Origin of the sequence: Colwellia sp. C1TZA3 (assembly GCF_007954265.1) — a bacterium.
Classification (GTDB): Bacteria; Pseudomonadota; Gammaproteobacteria; order Enterobacterales; family Alteromonadaceae; genus Cognaticolwellia.
Genome location: NZ_VOLS01000057.1, coordinates 12,595 through 28,084 on the forward strand (window position 1 = coordinate 12,595; position 15,490 = coordinate 28,084).

The following is a 15,490-nucleotide window of genomic DNA, read 5'->3' on the forward strand; positions in this document are numbered from 1 at the left end:
AAATAGACGCGTGAAGAGACAATTGCAACAGTCGGTAGCGACGCAATTAGCGAATAAGCGAATCGTGATTTTAGGTATTGGCATCACGGGGTTGTCGTGCGCGCGATTTTTACATCGTCATCAGATTTCTTTTGCCGTCAACGATAGCCGAGCAATGCCTATTTCTCCGGGTGATTTTAAACATCAATTTGCTGATAATACTCTAGTGCTTGGCCATTGGGATCAAACATTAATAGCCCAGGCAGAAATTTTGATTGTTAGCCCAGGCATTAATATGGCTGAGTCCGTTATTCATGCTGCCATTGCCGATAATTGCGATGTTATTGGTGATGTCGAACTGTTTTGCCGATTAAGTGATACACCCATATTAGCGGTTACTGGCTCCAATGGTAAATCTACCGTGGTTTCAATGTTAAATTATGTCGGTAACAGCTTAGGTTACCGTGTGCAGTTGGGCGGCAATATTGGTTTGCCGGTATTGGATCAAATTGAGCAAGAAGCCGCTGACTTTATTGTTTTAGAGCTATCAAGTTTTCAGCTTGAAACCATAAAAAGTATGCAGGCACTGGCCGCAACCGTGTTGAACTTAAGTGATGATCATTTAGATCGTCACAAAACCCTTGAACATTATGGCGCAATAAAACAAAGCATCTATAAAAACTGTAGTTATGCGCTTTATAATCGTGACGATAAGGCTACAAGACCTAATGATTGTTATGCCAACAGTCAGCAGTTGAGTTTTGGTAGCGAACCCGCACAAAACAATAACTTTGGTCTCGCAGAGCACCAAGGTATAAGCCACTTAATGTTAGGTGAACAGCGATTATGTACTCTGGCTGAATTGCCATTACAAGGCATTCATAATGCTTTAAATTATTTAGCTGTGCTGGCGTTAGGAAAATGTGCAGGTTGGGATTTAAAGGCAATGTTGGCAAGTTTAATGACCTTTAAAGGGCTAGCACATCGCTGTGAAGTGATTGAGACAAACGATGGTATTCGTTGGATCAATGACTCAAAAGCCACCAATGTTGGCGCAACATTGGCGGCCATTGAAGGATTAGCGCCCACTTTGCACGCTAATAAACTGATTCTAATTGCCGGCGGTGATGGCAAAGGTGCTGATTTTTCTCCGCTGACGCAAGCATTAACCCAGCATGTCGATTATTTGATCACGCTAGGCAAAGACGGGCGCGCTATTGCGGCCTTACGATTATTAAATCAAGCGGATAAAACCTCACACGTTGATTCACTAGTCGCTGCCGTAGCACTGGCCAGAACACAAGCAAAGGCTGGCGATATGGTTTTATTATCCCCCGCCTGTGCCAGTTTAGATATGTTTGCTAACTATGTTGAACGTGGCGTGGTCTTTATTAAGTCAGTGTTAACGCAACAGGAGCAAAGGTAATGTCGATATCTTTTGCTAATTTGTCAGAGTGGGCCTTACCAACATGGTTGCAAGCTGAAACAAGACCGGTGGCAACCTTTGACCGTAGTTATATAATGCTTGCGTTTAGTATGTATATCATCGGTTTAATCATGGTAGCAAGTTCATCAATGCCGATTGCTGAACGCTTATTCGCCGACCCGTTTCATTTTATTATCCGCCATATGATTTATATCATACTCAGCCTAGTCATTGCCGCCTTTACCTTGCAAATACCGATGCATCGTTGGCATCAATACAGCAGTAACTTACTGCTAGTGGCTATTACTCTATTGGTGACTGTTTTAATCGTTGGTCGAAATGTTAATGGTGCCACTCGTTGGCTCAGCCTTGGACCGATAACGATACAAGCCGCAGAGCCCGCTAAATTGTTTTTCTTTTGTTATTTGTCTGCTTATTTAGTTAGGCGACATAATGAAGTTATGGCAAGTATTAAAGGCTTTGCCAAGCCGTTAATGGTTTTTAGCCTATTGAGTGCTTTGTTATTAATGCAGCCTGATTTAGGCACCATTATTGTGATGTTTGTTACCACGTTTGGTTTGTTATTTTTAGCCGGTGCAAAGTTATGGCAATTTATTGCTATTTCAGCTGCCGGTATCACTTTATTGACAATGTTAGCTTATTTTTCGCCTTATCGTTGGGCGCGGGTAACTGGCTTTCTTGACCCATGGAAAAACCCCTTTGGTAGTGGTTATCAGTTAACACAATCGCTAATGGCTTATGGCCGTGGAGAAACTTTTGGTCAAGGGCTAGGTAACAGCGTACAAAAATTAGAATACTTGCCTGAGGCACATACCGATTTTGTTATGGCTGTGCTAGCAGAAGAGTTTGGTTTTATCGGTATTAGTGTTATTTTACTGTTGAGTATGACACTGGTTTTTAAAGCTTTATTGCTAGGTAGAAAAGCGGTTAATCAAGAAAAGTACTTTGAAGGTTTTTTTGCTTACGCCATTGGTATTTGGTTTTGCTTTCAAGCAGCGGTTAATATCGGCGCGAGTGCCGGCGTAGTGCCTACTAAAGGCTTGACGATGCCGTTGATTAGCTATGGTGGCAGTTCCATGGTTATTATGACCCTTGCTGTGGTGATTTTGATCCGCATCGACCACGAAATTCGCTTACAAAATATTCAAGCGACTAGTCGCACGACTGGTCATCATAAAGACACTAAAAAGAAACCAAGTAAAGTGCATAAAACAAAACTTATTGAGAGCGAAAATGACTGAAAAAACAAGTCATGAAGTAAAGCGCCCAACACTGCTAGTGATGGCAGGTGGCACCGGAGGACATATATTTCCAGGTATTGCTGTTGCACAAGCCTTAGTAAAACAAGGCTGGAACATACACTGGCTTGGCACTGCTAAGCGTATGGAAGCAGAGTTGGTACCAAAAAATGGCTTTCCCATTTCATTTATTAATATGACTGGCGTGCGTAACAAAAACTGGCAAACGTGGTTGAAAACACCGTTTAAAATTTTGCAATCTGTACTGCAGTCAGTGCAAATACTGCGCAAGGTTAAGCCAGATGTGGTTTTAGGTATGGGCGGCTATGCCAGCGCACCGGGTGGTGTCGCTGCATGGTTATTGGGCATTCCGCTGGTATTACATGAACAAAATGCTGTTGCTGGTATGAGTAATCGTTTTCTTTCGTACCTAGCGACTACAACGTTAAGCGCGTTTCCGGGCGCATTTAGCGAGCGAGTAACCTCAAAGGTGGTGGGCAACCCATTACGTAGCGATATTATCGCCATTGAAAACGTGATGCCGGAAAAACCGGCAACCAGTAAAAAAGTACTGGTTGTTGGCGGTAGTTTAGGCGCGAAAATACTCAATGATGTTGTGCCACAAGCGATGAAGCAAATCAAAGTACAAAGTATTGATGTTTGGCACCAAACAGGCGGCGGCAATGAGCAGTTAGTGTTAAAAAGTTATCAAGATTATGGCCTTCCAGAAGAAAAGGTTAAGGTGACAGAGTTTATTGATGATATGGCAGCCGCCTATAAATGGGCTGACGTAGTTATTTGCCGAGCTGGCGCACTAACCGTCTCTGAACTAGCGATGGCAGCAAAGCCGGCTATATTTGTGCCCTTGCCGCACGCGGTTGATGATCACCAAACTAAAAACGCCATGTATTTGGTTAATTGTGGCGCGGCAAAGTTAATCGTCCAAAAAGAATTTAACGGTACCACATTAGGGCAAATGCTTAATAGTTTGTTTATATCCGATAAAGTAGTGCAGCAGATGTCTAAAGCTGCACACAATGCTGCCCATGCTGATGCGACTAACCTGGTGGCAACAGCCTGTATTGAGGTGGTAAAAAAGTGAGTAAAGTAATGACAACAGCCAGCAAAAGCCCGACAAAATTACGCCATACAGCATTAAACAGTGCGAGTAACCGGGTGCCAGAAATGCGCCGGGTTAAAACCATCCATTTTGTGGGTATTGGCGGCGCGGGTATGGGCGGTATTGCTGAAGTCTTGTTAAATGAAGGCTATCAAATTACGGGTTCTGACATTGGTGAAAACCAAGTGGTTAAGCGCCTGAGATCTTTAGGTGCAAAAATCACTTTAGGCCATCACCAAGATAATGTAAACGGTGCAAGTGTTATTGTAGTTTCAACCGCAATTAATGCCGAAAATCCAGAGCTGCTTGCCGCGCATCAACAACGCATTCCCGTGGTGCGCCGTGCTGAAATGTTGGCAGAGCTTATGCGTTTTCGCCATGGTATTGCCATTGCGGGCACTCATGGCAAAACGACCACTACCAGTTTAATTGCCAGTATTTTTGCTCAGGCAAATTTAGATCCCACTTTTGTGATTGGTGGTTTACTTAATAGTGCGGGCACCAATGCGCGCTTAGGCAGCAGCCGTTATTTAATTGCAGAAGCTGATGAAAGTGATGCCTCATTCTTACATTTACAACCTATGGTTTCAGTGATCACCAATATCGACGAAGACCATATGGAGACTTATCAAGGTGATTTTGAAAAGCTTAAAGATACCTATATTGAGTTTTTACACAATTTACCTTTTTATGGCTTAGCCGTGGTTTGTTTAGATAATCCAGTGGTGCGAGAAATATTACCGCGCATCGGTCGCCAAGTTATTACCTATGGTTTCTGTCAAGATGCTGATGTAAGAGCCACGCACTATCAACAATCAGCCGGTATCAGCTCATTTGTTGTTGAGCGTAAAGACCACGTACCATTAGCCATTAGTGTTAATTTACCGGGTGAGCACAATGTCTTAAATGCCTTAGCAGGTGTCGCCGTTGCCATTGATGAAGGTGTTGCAGATAACGCTATTCAGCAAGCGCTACAAAATTTTGCTGGTATCGGTCGACGCTTTGAACAATTACCGAGCTTGCGCACTGAGCAAGGCGAAATGATGTTGATAGATGATTATGGTCATCACCCAACCGAAGTTAAAGCCACCATAGCGGCAATGCGCAATGGCTGGCCTGAAAAACGACTAGTAATGGTATTTCAACCCCATCGCTATTCACGCACTCGTGATCTTTATGAAGACTTTGTCGAAGTATTGTCAGAGGTAGATTGCTTATTTTTACTGGATGTTTATGGCGCAGGTGAAGCAGCTATTGCTAACGCTGACAGTAAAAGTTTAGCGCGTAGTATTCGTCAACGTGGCCAAATTGAGCCGACTTATGTCAGTGACAGTGACAAATTAGCCGAATTAATGGCAGCACAGTTACGTGATAACGACATGGTGATTACTCAAGGCGCTGGCAATATTGGTGCTATTGCTAGTAATTTAGCAACAGATAAAAAATTAAGAGTGGCACAGTCATGAAAGCTTTAATAGAGCAAAAATTAGCCGTGTTATACGGCGGCACATCGGCAGAAAGAGCGGTGTCGCTAAATTCTGGTAAAGCGATTGCAAAAGGTTTGACAGCAGCCGGCTTCAATGTGCAATTAATTGACACCCAAGACTATTGCTTAACTGATTTAGCCACACTAGATATTGACCGTGTTTTTATTGCCTTACATGGTCGTGGCGGTGAAGACGGTTGCGTGCAGGGTGCGCTGCAATATATGAATATACCTTACACTGGCTCTGATGTCCTTGGCTCTGCACTATCAATGGACAAAATCCGTAGCAAGCAAGTATTTCAAGCAATGAACTTACCTACACCGGCATTTGCCATTGTCAGTAAAACTGACTACCAAGCGGGTGACGCGGCAAAGGTTTTACAGCAGCTAGGTGATGTTGTGATGGTTAAACCAGCTAATGAAGGCTCGAGTATTGGCATGTCAAAGGCAAATAATACCGAAGAATTACATCAAGCACTGATGGCCGCGTTTAACTACGACCAGCAAGTATTAGTAGAAGCTTGGGTGCAAGGTCCTGAGTATACTGTTGCTATTTTGGGACAAACGCCCTTGCCAGTTATTCATATGGAAACACCACACGACTTTTATGACTACGACGCGAAATATAAATCAAGCACGACGCAATATCATTGTCCGTGTTCGTTATCAGCAGATGACGAGGCAGAGGTGAAAAATATTGCCTTGAAAGCGTTTAATGCCACGGGTGCAAAAGGTTGGGGCCGCGTAGATATTATGCGCAATGGCCAAAATCAATGGCAGATATTGGAAGTTAACACCGTACCTGGTATGACAGAAACGTCATTAGTACCTAAAGCGGCTAAAGTTTATGGCTTAAGTTTTAGTGAATTAGTGACAAAAATAGTCGCTATAAGTGCACAAGAGGCTTTGTAAAATATGGCTACAGCAATGGAAAAACAACTGCCGTTAAAGGAAGAAGTTGCCAACTTACACTGGTCATTTTGGCTAGGTGTTGCGTTTTTTGTTGCTGTGATTGTCGCGATATTATCGTTTGGTATTTTTTTGAATAAAAGCTTAAGTTCAGCAGAGTCAGCGCCGGTTACCTCAATTGCGATTGCCGGTGAAATGCCTTACACCACGCGCGTAGATATTGAACGTGCGATAGAACAAGTGAACTTAGGCAATTTTTTCAACTTAGATGTTAATGATGTCCAGCAAAAAGTGGCTAAGTTGCCCTGGGTTTATTCTGTTTCAGTACGGAAAAAATGGCCGGATGAATTGAAAATTTATGTTGTTGACCAAAAACCTATTGCTCATTGGAATGGTGATTTTTTACTTAACCTTAATGGCAAGGCGTTTCAAGCTGACGTGCAACGTTTAGTCAAGCAGTTACCTGCATTTTTTGGTCCAGAAGGTAGTGAAAAAATAGCTTTAGAGAATTTTAGAAACTTAAATAAGCTATTAGACTTTAGCGAATTAGCCATTGATGAATTAGTGCTGACTGAGCGTTTTGCTTGGCAGTTGATTTTAAATGATGGCGTGACTATTAATTTAGGGCGTGATAATCGTGTTGAGCGCATACAGCGTTTTATGGACATTTATCCAGAAATTAAATTGAATAAAAAGCAGGGTCAACAAGTCGATTATGTTGATCTGAGATACGATACTGGTTTAGCCGTTGGTTGGAAAACCGCGAACAATAAAGAAAGAGTTTAGCCTTAATGTCAAAAATAACTGATAGAAATTTAGTGGTTGGATTAGATATTGGAACGTCAAAAATTTCAGTAGCCGTTGGTGAGATCACGCCTGACAACCAACTTAGTATTGTTGGTGTGGGTAATCAACCGGCACGTGGCATGGATAAAGGGGGAGTCAATGACTTAAACCTAGTTATTCAATCCATTCAGCGGGCTATTAATGAAGCAGAGTTAATGGCTGATTGCCATATTACCTCGGTATATCTTGGTATTTCTGGTAAGCATATTAGTTGTCAAAATGAGAACGGTATGGTGCCGATTAATGACAAGGAAGTGATGCAAGATGACGTTGATAACGTTATTCATACTGCACGTTCAGTGCCTATTTCTGCAGAACGACGGATGTTACATGTCTTGCCACAAGAATACAGCATTGATTGTCAAGACGGCATTAAAAGCCCGATTGGTATGTCAGGTGTACGAATGGAAGCGAAAGTCCATATCGTAACTTGTGCCAATGACATGGCAAAAAATATTGTTAAATGTGTTGAACGTTGCGACTTAAAAGCGGACCAATTAATTTTTTCAGCGCTCGCTTCTAGCTATGCGATATTAACCGACGATGAAAAAGAGCTAGGAATTTGTATTGTTGATATGGGTGCTGGCACCATGGACATCGCTGTGTTTACCGGTGGAGCTTTACGCCACACTGCAGTCATTCCAGTTGCCGGCAACCAAGTGACTAGCGACATTGCAAAAATTTTCCGTACGCCATTAAGCCATGCTGAAGATATTAAAGTTCAGTATGCTTGCGCATTACGCCAAATGGTCAGTATGGAAGAAAATATTGAAGTCCCTAGTGTTGGCGGACGCCCTGCCCGGTCTATGTCACGTCATACACTAGCTGAGGTTGTTGAACCTAGGTATCAGGAGTTATTTGAACTGATTCAAGAAGAGCTACGTGAATGTGGTTTAGAAGATCAAATTGCTGCGGGTTATGTGTTAACGGGTGGCACAGCAAAAATGGAAGGCGTGGTTGAGTTTGCAGAAGAAGTGTTTCAAATGCCAGCCCGCATCGCCCAGCCTTTTGATGTCTGCGGATTGAAAGAGTATGTCAGCGACCCAACATACTCAACGGTAGTCGGTTTACTGCATTATGGTATGCAGGCTCATCAGCAACAGAACAAAGAGCAAAAGAAAAGTGAGTCAGTCAGTAGTATTGGATCGAAAATACTGGCTTGGTTTAAAGGTGAATTTTAATTAGCTGCTTTGGCGGCTAATCAGACCAGTCCCAATAACTTAATGGTATTGGTATTAGTAAGTAAAAAAGAGTTTTGGTGGAACAAAACGTAACAAAAATTGGAGATAATAATATGTTTGAATTAATGGAAGATCATAACGAAGAAGCCATCATCAAAGTTATAGGTGTTGGTGGCGGTGGCGGAAATGCGGTAGAACATATGGTGCTACAAACCATAGAAGGTGTTGAATTTATTACCGCAAATACTGATTCACAAGCACTACGCAATTCGGCTGCTAATGTTACTTTACAGCTAGGACATAATGTGACCAAAGGGCTAGGCGCTGGCGCTAACCCTGAAATTGGTCGCCTTAGTGCAGAAGAAGACAGAGAAACCATCAAAGAAGCACTAAAAGGTGCCGACATGGTGTTTATCGCCGCAGGAATGGGCGGAGGTACCGGAACAGGAGCCGCACCTGTGGTCGCTGAAATAGCGAAAGAAATGGGCATTTTAACGGTTGCGGTAGTGACTAAGCCATTTCCATTTGAAGGTAAAAAACGGATGAATTATGCCGATCAAGGCATTGAGTTTTTATCAAAAAGTGTTGATTCATTGATCACTATTCCCAACGAGAAACTTTTAAAAGTATTAGGGCCAGGTACCAGCTTATTAGATGCTTTTAAAGCAGCCAATGACGTTTTATTAGGTGCAGTTCAAGGTATTGCGGAACTTATTACCCGTCCGGGACTCATAAATGTTGATTTCGCCGATGTTAGAACCGTGATGTCTGAAATGGGCACGGCAATGATGGGCTCAGGTACGGCATCAGGTCCGGATCGTGCAGAAGAAGCAGCAGAAGCAGCCATTTCAAGTCCTTTACTTGAAGACGTTGATTTGGCCGGAGCTCGTGGCATATTGGTTAATATTACTGCCGGTATGGATATTAGTATTGATGAGTTTGAAACCGTTGGTAATGCCGTTAAAGCTTTTTCCTCTGAAAACGCTACGGTTGTTGTTGGTGCAGTTATTGATCCTGAAATGACAGATGAACTACGGGTAACCGTTGTTGCCACCGGTATTGGTGCTGATCGTAAGCCTGATATTACGCTAGTTAATCCAACACCAGTGGCAGAGCCACAAGTGGTTGGTGGCGACTATACACCAAGCGCTCAGCCAGAGTTATCGTCGAACCAGGTAGCTATGCCAGAAGCAAACGCTCAGGCGCAAAGAGTGACGGCAACAGAGCTTGATGACTATTTAGATATTCCAGCATTTTTACGCAAACAAGCTGATTAATATTGGCTAGCCAAGTTAATTGAATACGGCTAAAAAATTTGGAATTTTGATTTTGTTAGGCTTTTTTGATATATTACGTCTCCGCTTATCCAGTGGCGGCTAATTGATACAAAAATATAGGCTTAAGAAGGCTATTTATGATTAAACAACGTACGTTAAAAGAAAGTGTCTCTGCTATTGGTGTAGGGCTACATAAAGGTGAAAAGGTGCAGATAACTCTCCGTCCTGCACCTGCTAACACCGGTATTATTTTTCGCCGAGTTGATTTAGATCCCGCTGTCGATATCCCCGCGACACCGGAAGCTGTGGGCGAAACTACCTTATGTACGTGTTTAGTGAATGAGCAAGGTGTTCAGATTTCCACCGTCGAACACTTGCTTTCTGCTGTTGCAGGCTTAGGTATTGACAACCTTATTGTTGAGGTTGACTCATCTGAGATTCCAATTATGGATGGTAGTGCTTTACCGTTTGTTTATTTAATTCAATCAGTTGGCATTGAAACGTTAAATGTAGCCAAACGTTTTTTACGTATTACAAAAGCGATACGTGTTGAAGAAGGCGATAAATGGGCAGAACTAAAGCCCTATGAAGGCTTTCGAGTCAATTTTGCTATTGAATTTGATCATCCTGTGATTGTAAATACTTGTCAGTCGATGAGTATGGACCTTTCAAGTTGCTCATTTATTAAAGAAATTAGCCGTGCTCGCACTTTTGGTTTTATGAAAGATATTGAGTTTTTACGCTCTCATAATCTCGCCTTAGGTGGCAGTTTAGAAAATGCCATTGTGTTAGACGAATACCGTATGCTTAATAAAGACGACCTACGCTATGATGACGAATTTGTAAAACATAAAATTCTTGATGCCATTGGCGACTTGTATATGGGTGGTGTGAGTATTTTAGGTGAATTCAATGCCTTTAAATCTGGCCATGCCCTCAATAACATCTTGTTACGCGAAGTATTTAAACAGGTTGATTGTTTTGAATGGGTTACCTACGAAGATACCATTGAATCACCCATTCAATTTCAAGAGATTAATGCTGCGGCTTTTTAATCTTAATTGGTGGTAAGTTTCGATAAATTAAACCAGTCTTGCACTGGTTTTTTTATCGCTAAATTTTATTCATTTGATGGTAAAACAAGGCTGATAAATAGGTTTAAGCTGTTAGTTATCAGTTATCAGTTATCAGTTTTAAGCTGTCAGTTGCTAATTTACTGCTTTTTTTGTTGATGATTAGGCTAGGTGTACGCTTATCGGTTGACGGATTGAAGTCCAAGCGCCAAAAAAATTGCTTAGAAATGGTAGGTAATACCAAGTTGATTAATTACCTGCTCATTTTTAATGGTTAAAATGAATAACTACTGCGTTATAAAATTTATAAGTAGAATAACTACTTACTAAATTTTATGCCTTGTATTTGTCCATTTTTCCTCATGAAAAAGTAGATCACTTAATTAATCAAATTGGTATAAGTTAGCAAAATTAAACTATTTTTTAGCGTGAGCAGCCAGTTTTTCTAATTTTTTACGTAAACTATCAGGCGCGGTTTCGGCAATTTTTAATAAATGCGCTGCTGTAGTTGCTGAAATGGTTGAATTAATCGCGTTAGGTATAACTGTTTTTTCTGGTACTTTATTGCGAAAAGGAGTGATTTTTATTTCTATCTGATTGAACTCATTGTTGGTGACTTGGGTCAGTTCGCGGCAAATATTCATTCTTTCAAACTGTAAACGTTGGCTCCAAACGGCAGATTTTACCTCAATAACAATGGCATTGGCCTTAAAATTAGCTATTTTGAAAACATCGGCTGGTAGGTCGGGGCAAATTTGGCGTACAATGTCCGACAATACCGTTAAAGAGTTGGTTTTTGCGGCTATTTGTGCCAAAGTGCCTGACGTTGAATTAAACAGCGCTGACATGTCTGTGGGGATTCTAGATTTTCGTGCCATAAGTCAGCTCTGAAAAAACGATATAAATGGAATATGAGTTTAACATTACTATACCGCGGAAAGAACGTTAGATTTTCAATGAAGTTAAATAAGCTGCATTGGTTATCTGCTCTCGTTGCCTTTGCCTTGCTTTCTGGCTTTATTGTACATTTAATTGCTTCAGCAGATAATGTGCCACAAAACCCGACCTATTACCTGTCAAGCTTACCCAATATTGAGCACCCTAAAGTTAACAGTCAAGTCACTGCAGTAACCATGAAATTGGCCGAATTACAAAGCCAAGTGCTAAGGTTAAATGCTTTAGGCGATCGCTTAGCAGAAGCAGCGAGTATTCCAGACAACGAGTTTAATTTTCAGCAAGCGCCGCCTAGCGGTGGTCCAATGCATCAGGTTCAAAGCGTTAAGCAAAAAAGTTTAGCGCAATTGACCCAAGGTATAGCTACATTGGCAGCAACACTTGAACATGAAGAAAAACAATTAAAAATGCTTGAATCTGTTAGTTTTGGACACCATATAGAGAACACTCGGTATTTATCTGGTCGACCAATTACTAACGGTTGGTTGTCATCAAATTTCGGACTACGTAAAGACCCTTTTAATGGTAAACCTGCCATGCATAAAGGTGTTGATTTTGCGGGCAGTGAAAATGATGACATTATTGCTACGGCATCAGGTGTGGTAAGTTGGGCGAGTTCTCGCTACGGTTATGGTAATTTAATTGAAATTAATCATGGCGATGGGTTAAAAACTCGTTACGGTCATAATAAAATCATAGCCGTATCGGTTGGTGACGTGGTTAATAAAGGTCAAGTTATTGCGAAAATGGGCAGTACCGGACGCTCGACAGGGCCGCACGTACACTATGAAATTTTACGTAATAACCGACAAATAGATCCAAGAAAATATGTTTATCGCAAAGCAAAATAAAGCAAAATAATAATTTTTGCTCTAATTTCAGTTGTTTAAAATAGAACTGGCATTACAATACTAAGCAAGTTTATGTGATCGGCTATACCGATCATTTTATTTTCAGTTGAAGATATTCTTCTCAATATGGTTTAACACGATGTTTGTAAATTTAATGACAAAACTGTTTGGTAGTCGAAATGATCGATTGCTTAAACAAATGCAGAAAGAAGTAAGTAAGATTAATGCCCTAGAACCGGTCTTTGAAGCACTCAGTGATGAAGAACTAAAAGCAAAAACACCTGAGTTCAAAGAACGTATTGCTAAAGGCGAAGCGCTTGATGCTCTGCTTCCTGAGGCCTTTGCGGTAGTACGCGAAGCGAGTAAGCGGGTATTTGGCATGCGTCATTTTGACGTGCAAATGATCGGCGGTATGGTGCTCAATTCTGGCAAAATAGCAGAAATGCGTACCGGTGAGGGTAAAACACTTACCGCCACTTTACCGTCTTATTTAAATGCACTCACCGGTAAAGGTGTGCATGTTATTACGGTCAATGACTATCTGGCTAAGCGAGATGGCGATTGGAATCGGGCATTATTTGAATTTCTAGGCATGACCGTTGGTTGTAATGTTGCAGGTATGGCACCAGAAGATAAGCAAGCTGCTTATAATTCTGATATTACTTACGGCACCAACAACGAATTTGGCTTTGATTATTTGCGCGATAACATGGCTTTTTCACCAGAAGAGCGGGCACAAAAACCATTAAATTTTGCGGTTATTGATGAAGTTGACTCGATATTGATTGATGAAGCGCGTACACCGTTGATTATTTCTGGTCAAGCTGAAGATAGCTCAGCACTTTATCGCAATATCAACCTTGTTGTACCGACACTGGTACAACAGGAAGAAGAAGATAAAGAAGGTGAAGAAAGCACCGGCGACTTCACTATTGATGAAAAAGCTAAGCAAATTTATTTAACCGAGCTTGGTCAAATTCATATCGAAGAAATCATGATCGAAAGGGACTTAATGCAGCAAGGAGACTCACTGTTCTCTGCGGCTAATATTACCTTATTACACCATGTTATGGCGGCATTACGTGCCCATAAGCTATTTCAAAAAGACGTAGATTACATCGTAAAAGATGACGAAATTGTTATTGTAGACGAACATACCGGTCGTACAATGGAAGGTCGTCGTTGGTCAGAAGGTTTACATCAAGCCGTTGAAGCTAAAGAAGGTGTAGATATTCAAAATGAAAATCAAACACTGGCGTCAATTACCTTCCAAAACTTTTTCCGCATCTATAATAAACTGTCAGGAATGACAGGTACTGCCGACACTGAAGCATTTGAATTTAATCATATTTATGCTTTAGAAACTGTTGTTATCCCAACAAACCAGCCAATGGTGCGTAAAGACTTACCTGATTTAATTTACTTAACCGGTGAAGAAAAATTTGAAGCCATTTTAGAGGATATTAAAGATTGTGTTGAGCGCGGACAGCCCGTGTTGGTGGGTACCATCAGCATTGAAACCTCAGAATTTTTGTCGTCATTTTTAAAGAAAGAAAAAATTAAGCACAAAGTACTTAATGCTAAATTTCATCAACAAGAAGCAGAAATTGTTGCTGATGCCGGTAAAATTTCCGCTGTCACCATCGCCACTAACATGGCGGGTCGTGGTACTGATATCGTACTGGGTGGTAACTTAACCACGACGCTTGAAAAGCTAAATAACCCAAGTGAAGAAAAAATTGCTGAAGTGAAAGCGGCTTGGCAAATAGAGCATGACAAAGTGTTAGCGGCCGGTGGTTTGCACATTGTTGCCACAGAACGTCATGAGTCTCGTCGTATTGATAACCAATTACGTGGTCGTTCAGGTCGTCAAGGTGATGCGGGTTCAACACGTTTTTATCTGTCTATGGAAGATAGTTTAATGCGAATTTTTGCCTCAGAGCGTATCAGCAACATGATGCGTAAACTTGGCATGGAGCACGGCGAAGCGATTGAACACCCTTGGGTTACCAAGAGTATTGAAAACGCACAGCGTAAAGTTGAAGGCCGTAACTTTGATATTCGTAAGCAATTGCTTGAATTTGATGATGTTTCAAACGATCAACGTAAAGTTATTTACGAACAACGCAATGAATTAATGGATGAAGCTGATATTGCTGACGTTATTACCGCGATTCGTGCTGATGTGGTCAAGGGTTTAATTACTCAACATATTCCGCCACAATCGTTAGAAGAAATGTGGGACATTACTGGCTTAGAAGAACGCTTTAAAGGCGAACTGACCCTTGAACTACCGATTGCAAAATGGTTAGAAGAAGACAGTAATCTGCATGAAGATACTTTACGTGAAAAAATCTTAGATACCGTTGATGCCAGCTACGCAGCCAAAGAAGAAATGGTAGGTGCTGAGGTTTTACGTCAATTTGAAAAAGCGGTTATGTTACAAAGCTTAGACTCTCATTGGAAAGAGCACCTAGCAGCGATGGATCATTTACGCCAAGGTATTCATTTACGTGGTTACGCACAAAAGAATCCAAAACAAGAATTTAAACGTGAGTCGTTCGAATTGTTTGCTGAGTTGCTTGATAACTTAAAATACGATGTTATTGGTATTTTAAGTAAAGTGCAAATTAGAGCAGAATCTGATGTTGAAGCTGTTGAAGAGCAACACAGAAAAGCCGATGAATTGCCAAAAGAGTTTAAGCATGAGTCAGCTTCAGCGCCAGAACAAGCCGCCTTGCCACGTGTGGGTCGAAATGAACCTTGCCCATGTAACTCAGGTAAAAAGTATAAACAGTGCCATGGTAAATTAACCTAAGCACTCAACAAGTAAACTGTTGATAAATGCCAGTCAATTGACTGGCATTTTTGTATTTTAGGCATAGGTAATTTTTTTGTAGATCGGACTTTAGTCCGTCAACTGTTAAGTGGTTGATTAATATGATTAAGTAACAAACATCTGCAGCGGGTATTGTTTTTTTACCAGTATTTGTGCGAAAAACAGTTATATTTCATTTAACCTGATGGACTAAAGACCAACCTAAATAGGACCTACGGGTGATAATACCAGTTCCATTAAGTTTGTGATCTTGTTGTGCGCAGGAAAAATAACTCAAGGTAAGGCGCTCG

Annotated in this window: 12 protein-coding genes; 11 read left to right on the top strand and 1 reads right to left on the bottom strand. The window is 41.3% G+C overall.

Annotation, left to right across the window (positions count from 1 at the left end; genetic code table 11):
* Positions 1-10: 10 nt before the first annotated feature.
* From murD to lpxC, 9 genes are all read left to right on the top strand, one after another.
* Complete coding sequence (gene murD / locus ESZ39_RS14400) at positions 11-1,405, top strand: UDP-N-acetylmuramoyl-L-alanine--D-glutamate ligase (RefSeq protein WP_223270397.1); 1,395 nt, start codon at positions 11-13, stop codon at positions 1,403-1,405.
* A complete protein-coding gene (ftsW, locus tag ESZ39_RS14405; RefSeq protein ID WP_146880610.1) occupies positions 1,405-2,667 on the top strand; it encodes a cell division protein FtsW in 1,263 nt (420 codons plus the stop codon). The genes murD and ftsW overlap by 1 nt, the downstream gene beginning before the upstream one ends.
* Entirely contained in the window at positions 2,660-3,766 is a 1,107-nt protein-coding gene (gene murG / locus ESZ39_RS14410) for an undecaprenyldiphospho-muramoylpentapeptide beta-N-acetylglucosaminyltransferase (protein ID WP_146880612.1), read from the top strand. Before ftsW ends, murG begins: the two co-directional genes overlap by 8 nt.
* Positions 3,767-3,849: 83 nt before the next feature.
* The gene (gene murC / locus ESZ39_RS14415) at positions 3,850-5,250 is read left to right on the top strand and encodes a UDP-N-acetylmuramate--L-alanine ligase (RefSeq protein WP_223270399.1); all 1,401 of its coding nucleotides are present in this window, start codon (positions 3,850-3,852) and stop codon (positions 5,248-5,250) included.
* A complete protein-coding gene (locus tag ESZ39_RS14420; protein ID WP_146880613.1) occupies positions 5,247-6,182 on the top strand; it encodes a D-alanine--D-alanine ligase in 936 nt (311 codons plus the stop codon). The genes murC and ESZ39_RS14420 overlap by 4 nt, the downstream gene beginning before the upstream one ends.
* A gap of 3 nt (positions 6,183-6,185) precedes the next feature.
* On the top strand, positions 6,186-6,965 hold the full coding sequence (locus tag ESZ39_RS14425; protein ID WP_146880615.1) for a cell division protein FtsQ/DivIB: 780 nt from the start codon (positions 6,186-6,188) through the stop codon (positions 6,963-6,965).
* Between the two features lie 5 nt (positions 6,966-6,970).
* The gene (gene ftsA / locus ESZ39_RS14430; RefSeq protein WP_146880616.1) at positions 6,971-8,206 is read left to right on the top strand and encodes a cell division protein FtsA; all 1,236 of its coding nucleotides are present in this window, start codon (positions 6,971-6,973) and stop codon (positions 8,204-8,206) included.
* Between the two features lie 113 nt (positions 8,207-8,319).
* Complete coding sequence (gene ftsZ, locus ESZ39_RS14435; protein ID WP_146880628.1) at positions 8,320-9,483, top strand: cell division protein FtsZ; 1,164 nt, start codon at positions 8,320-8,322, stop codon at positions 9,481-9,483.
* Between the two features lie 137 nt (positions 9,484-9,620).
* Positions 9,621-10,538, top strand: coding sequence for a UDP-3-O-acyl-N-acetylglucosamine deacetylase (gene lpxC / locus ESZ39_RS14440; protein ID WP_146880617.1), 918 nt, complete (start codon positions 9,621-9,623; stop codon positions 10,536-10,538).
* A gap of 434 nt (positions 10,539-10,972) precedes the next feature.
* Here lpxC and ESZ39_RS14445 read toward each other — a convergent pair whose 3' ends face one another.
* On the bottom strand, positions 10,973-11,434 hold the full coding sequence (locus ESZ39_RS14445) for a DUF721 domain-containing protein (RefSeq protein WP_146880619.1): 462 nt from the start codon (positions 11,432-11,434) through the stop codon (positions 10,973-10,975).
* Between the two features lie 78 nt (positions 11,435-11,512).
* On the opposite strand from ESZ39_RS14445, the gene ESZ39_RS14450 reads away from it, so the two are divergent.
* Complete coding sequence (locus ESZ39_RS14450) at positions 11,513-12,361, top strand: M23 family metallopeptidase (RefSeq protein ID WP_223270398.1); 849 nt, start codon at positions 11,513-11,515, stop codon at positions 12,359-12,361.
* A 139-nt stretch (positions 12,362-12,500) separates the two neighbouring features.
* Positions 12,501-15,179 carry a preprotein translocase subunit SecA gene (gene secA / locus ESZ39_RS14455; RefSeq protein ID WP_146880621.1) on the top strand — a complete coding sequence of 893 codons (2,679 nt, stop codon included), beginning with the start codon at positions 12,501-12,503 and terminating at the stop codon, positions 15,177-15,179.
* Positions 15,180-15,490: the final 311 nt, after the last annotated feature.

Coding starts and splice junctions, on each gene's coding strand:
- ftsW (WP_146880610.1), top strand. CDS start 1,405: ATGTCGATATCTTTTGCTAATTTGTCAGAGTGGGCCTTACCAACATGG.
- murG (WP_146880612.1), top strand. CDS start 2,660: ATGACTGAAAAAACAAGTCATGAAGTAAAGCGCCCAACACTGCTAGTG.
- murC (WP_223270399.1), top strand. CDS start 3,850: ATGCGCCGGGTTAAAACCATCCATTTTGTGGGTATTGGCGGCGCGGGT.
- ESZ39_RS14420 (WP_146880613.1), top strand. CDS start 5,247: ATGAAAGCTTTAATAGAGCAAAAATTAGCCGTGTTATACGGCGGCACA.
- ESZ39_RS14425 (WP_146880615.1), top strand. CDS start 6,186: ATGGCTACAGCAATGGAAAAACAACTGCCGTTAAAGGAAGAAGTTGCC.
- ftsA (WP_146880616.1), top strand. CDS start 6,971: ATGTCAAAAATAACTGATAGAAATTTAGTGGTTGGATTAGATATTGGA.
- ftsZ (WP_146880628.1), top strand. CDS start 8,320: ATGTTTGAATTAATGGAAGATCATAACGAAGAAGCCATCATCAAAGTT.
- lpxC (WP_146880617.1), top strand. CDS start 9,621: ATGATTAAACAACGTACGTTAAAAGAAAGTGTCTCTGCTATTGGTGTA.
- ESZ39_RS14445 (WP_146880619.1), bottom strand. CDS start 11,434: ATGGCACGAAAATCTAGAATCCCCACAGACATGTCAGCGCTGTTTAAT.
- ESZ39_RS14450 (WP_223270398.1), top strand. CDS start 11,513: ATGAAGTTAAATAAGCTGCATTGGTTATCTGCTCTCGTTGCCTTTGCC.
- secA (WP_146880621.1), top strand. CDS start 12,501: ATGTTTGTAAATTTAATGACAAAACTGTTTGGTAGTCGAAATGATCGA.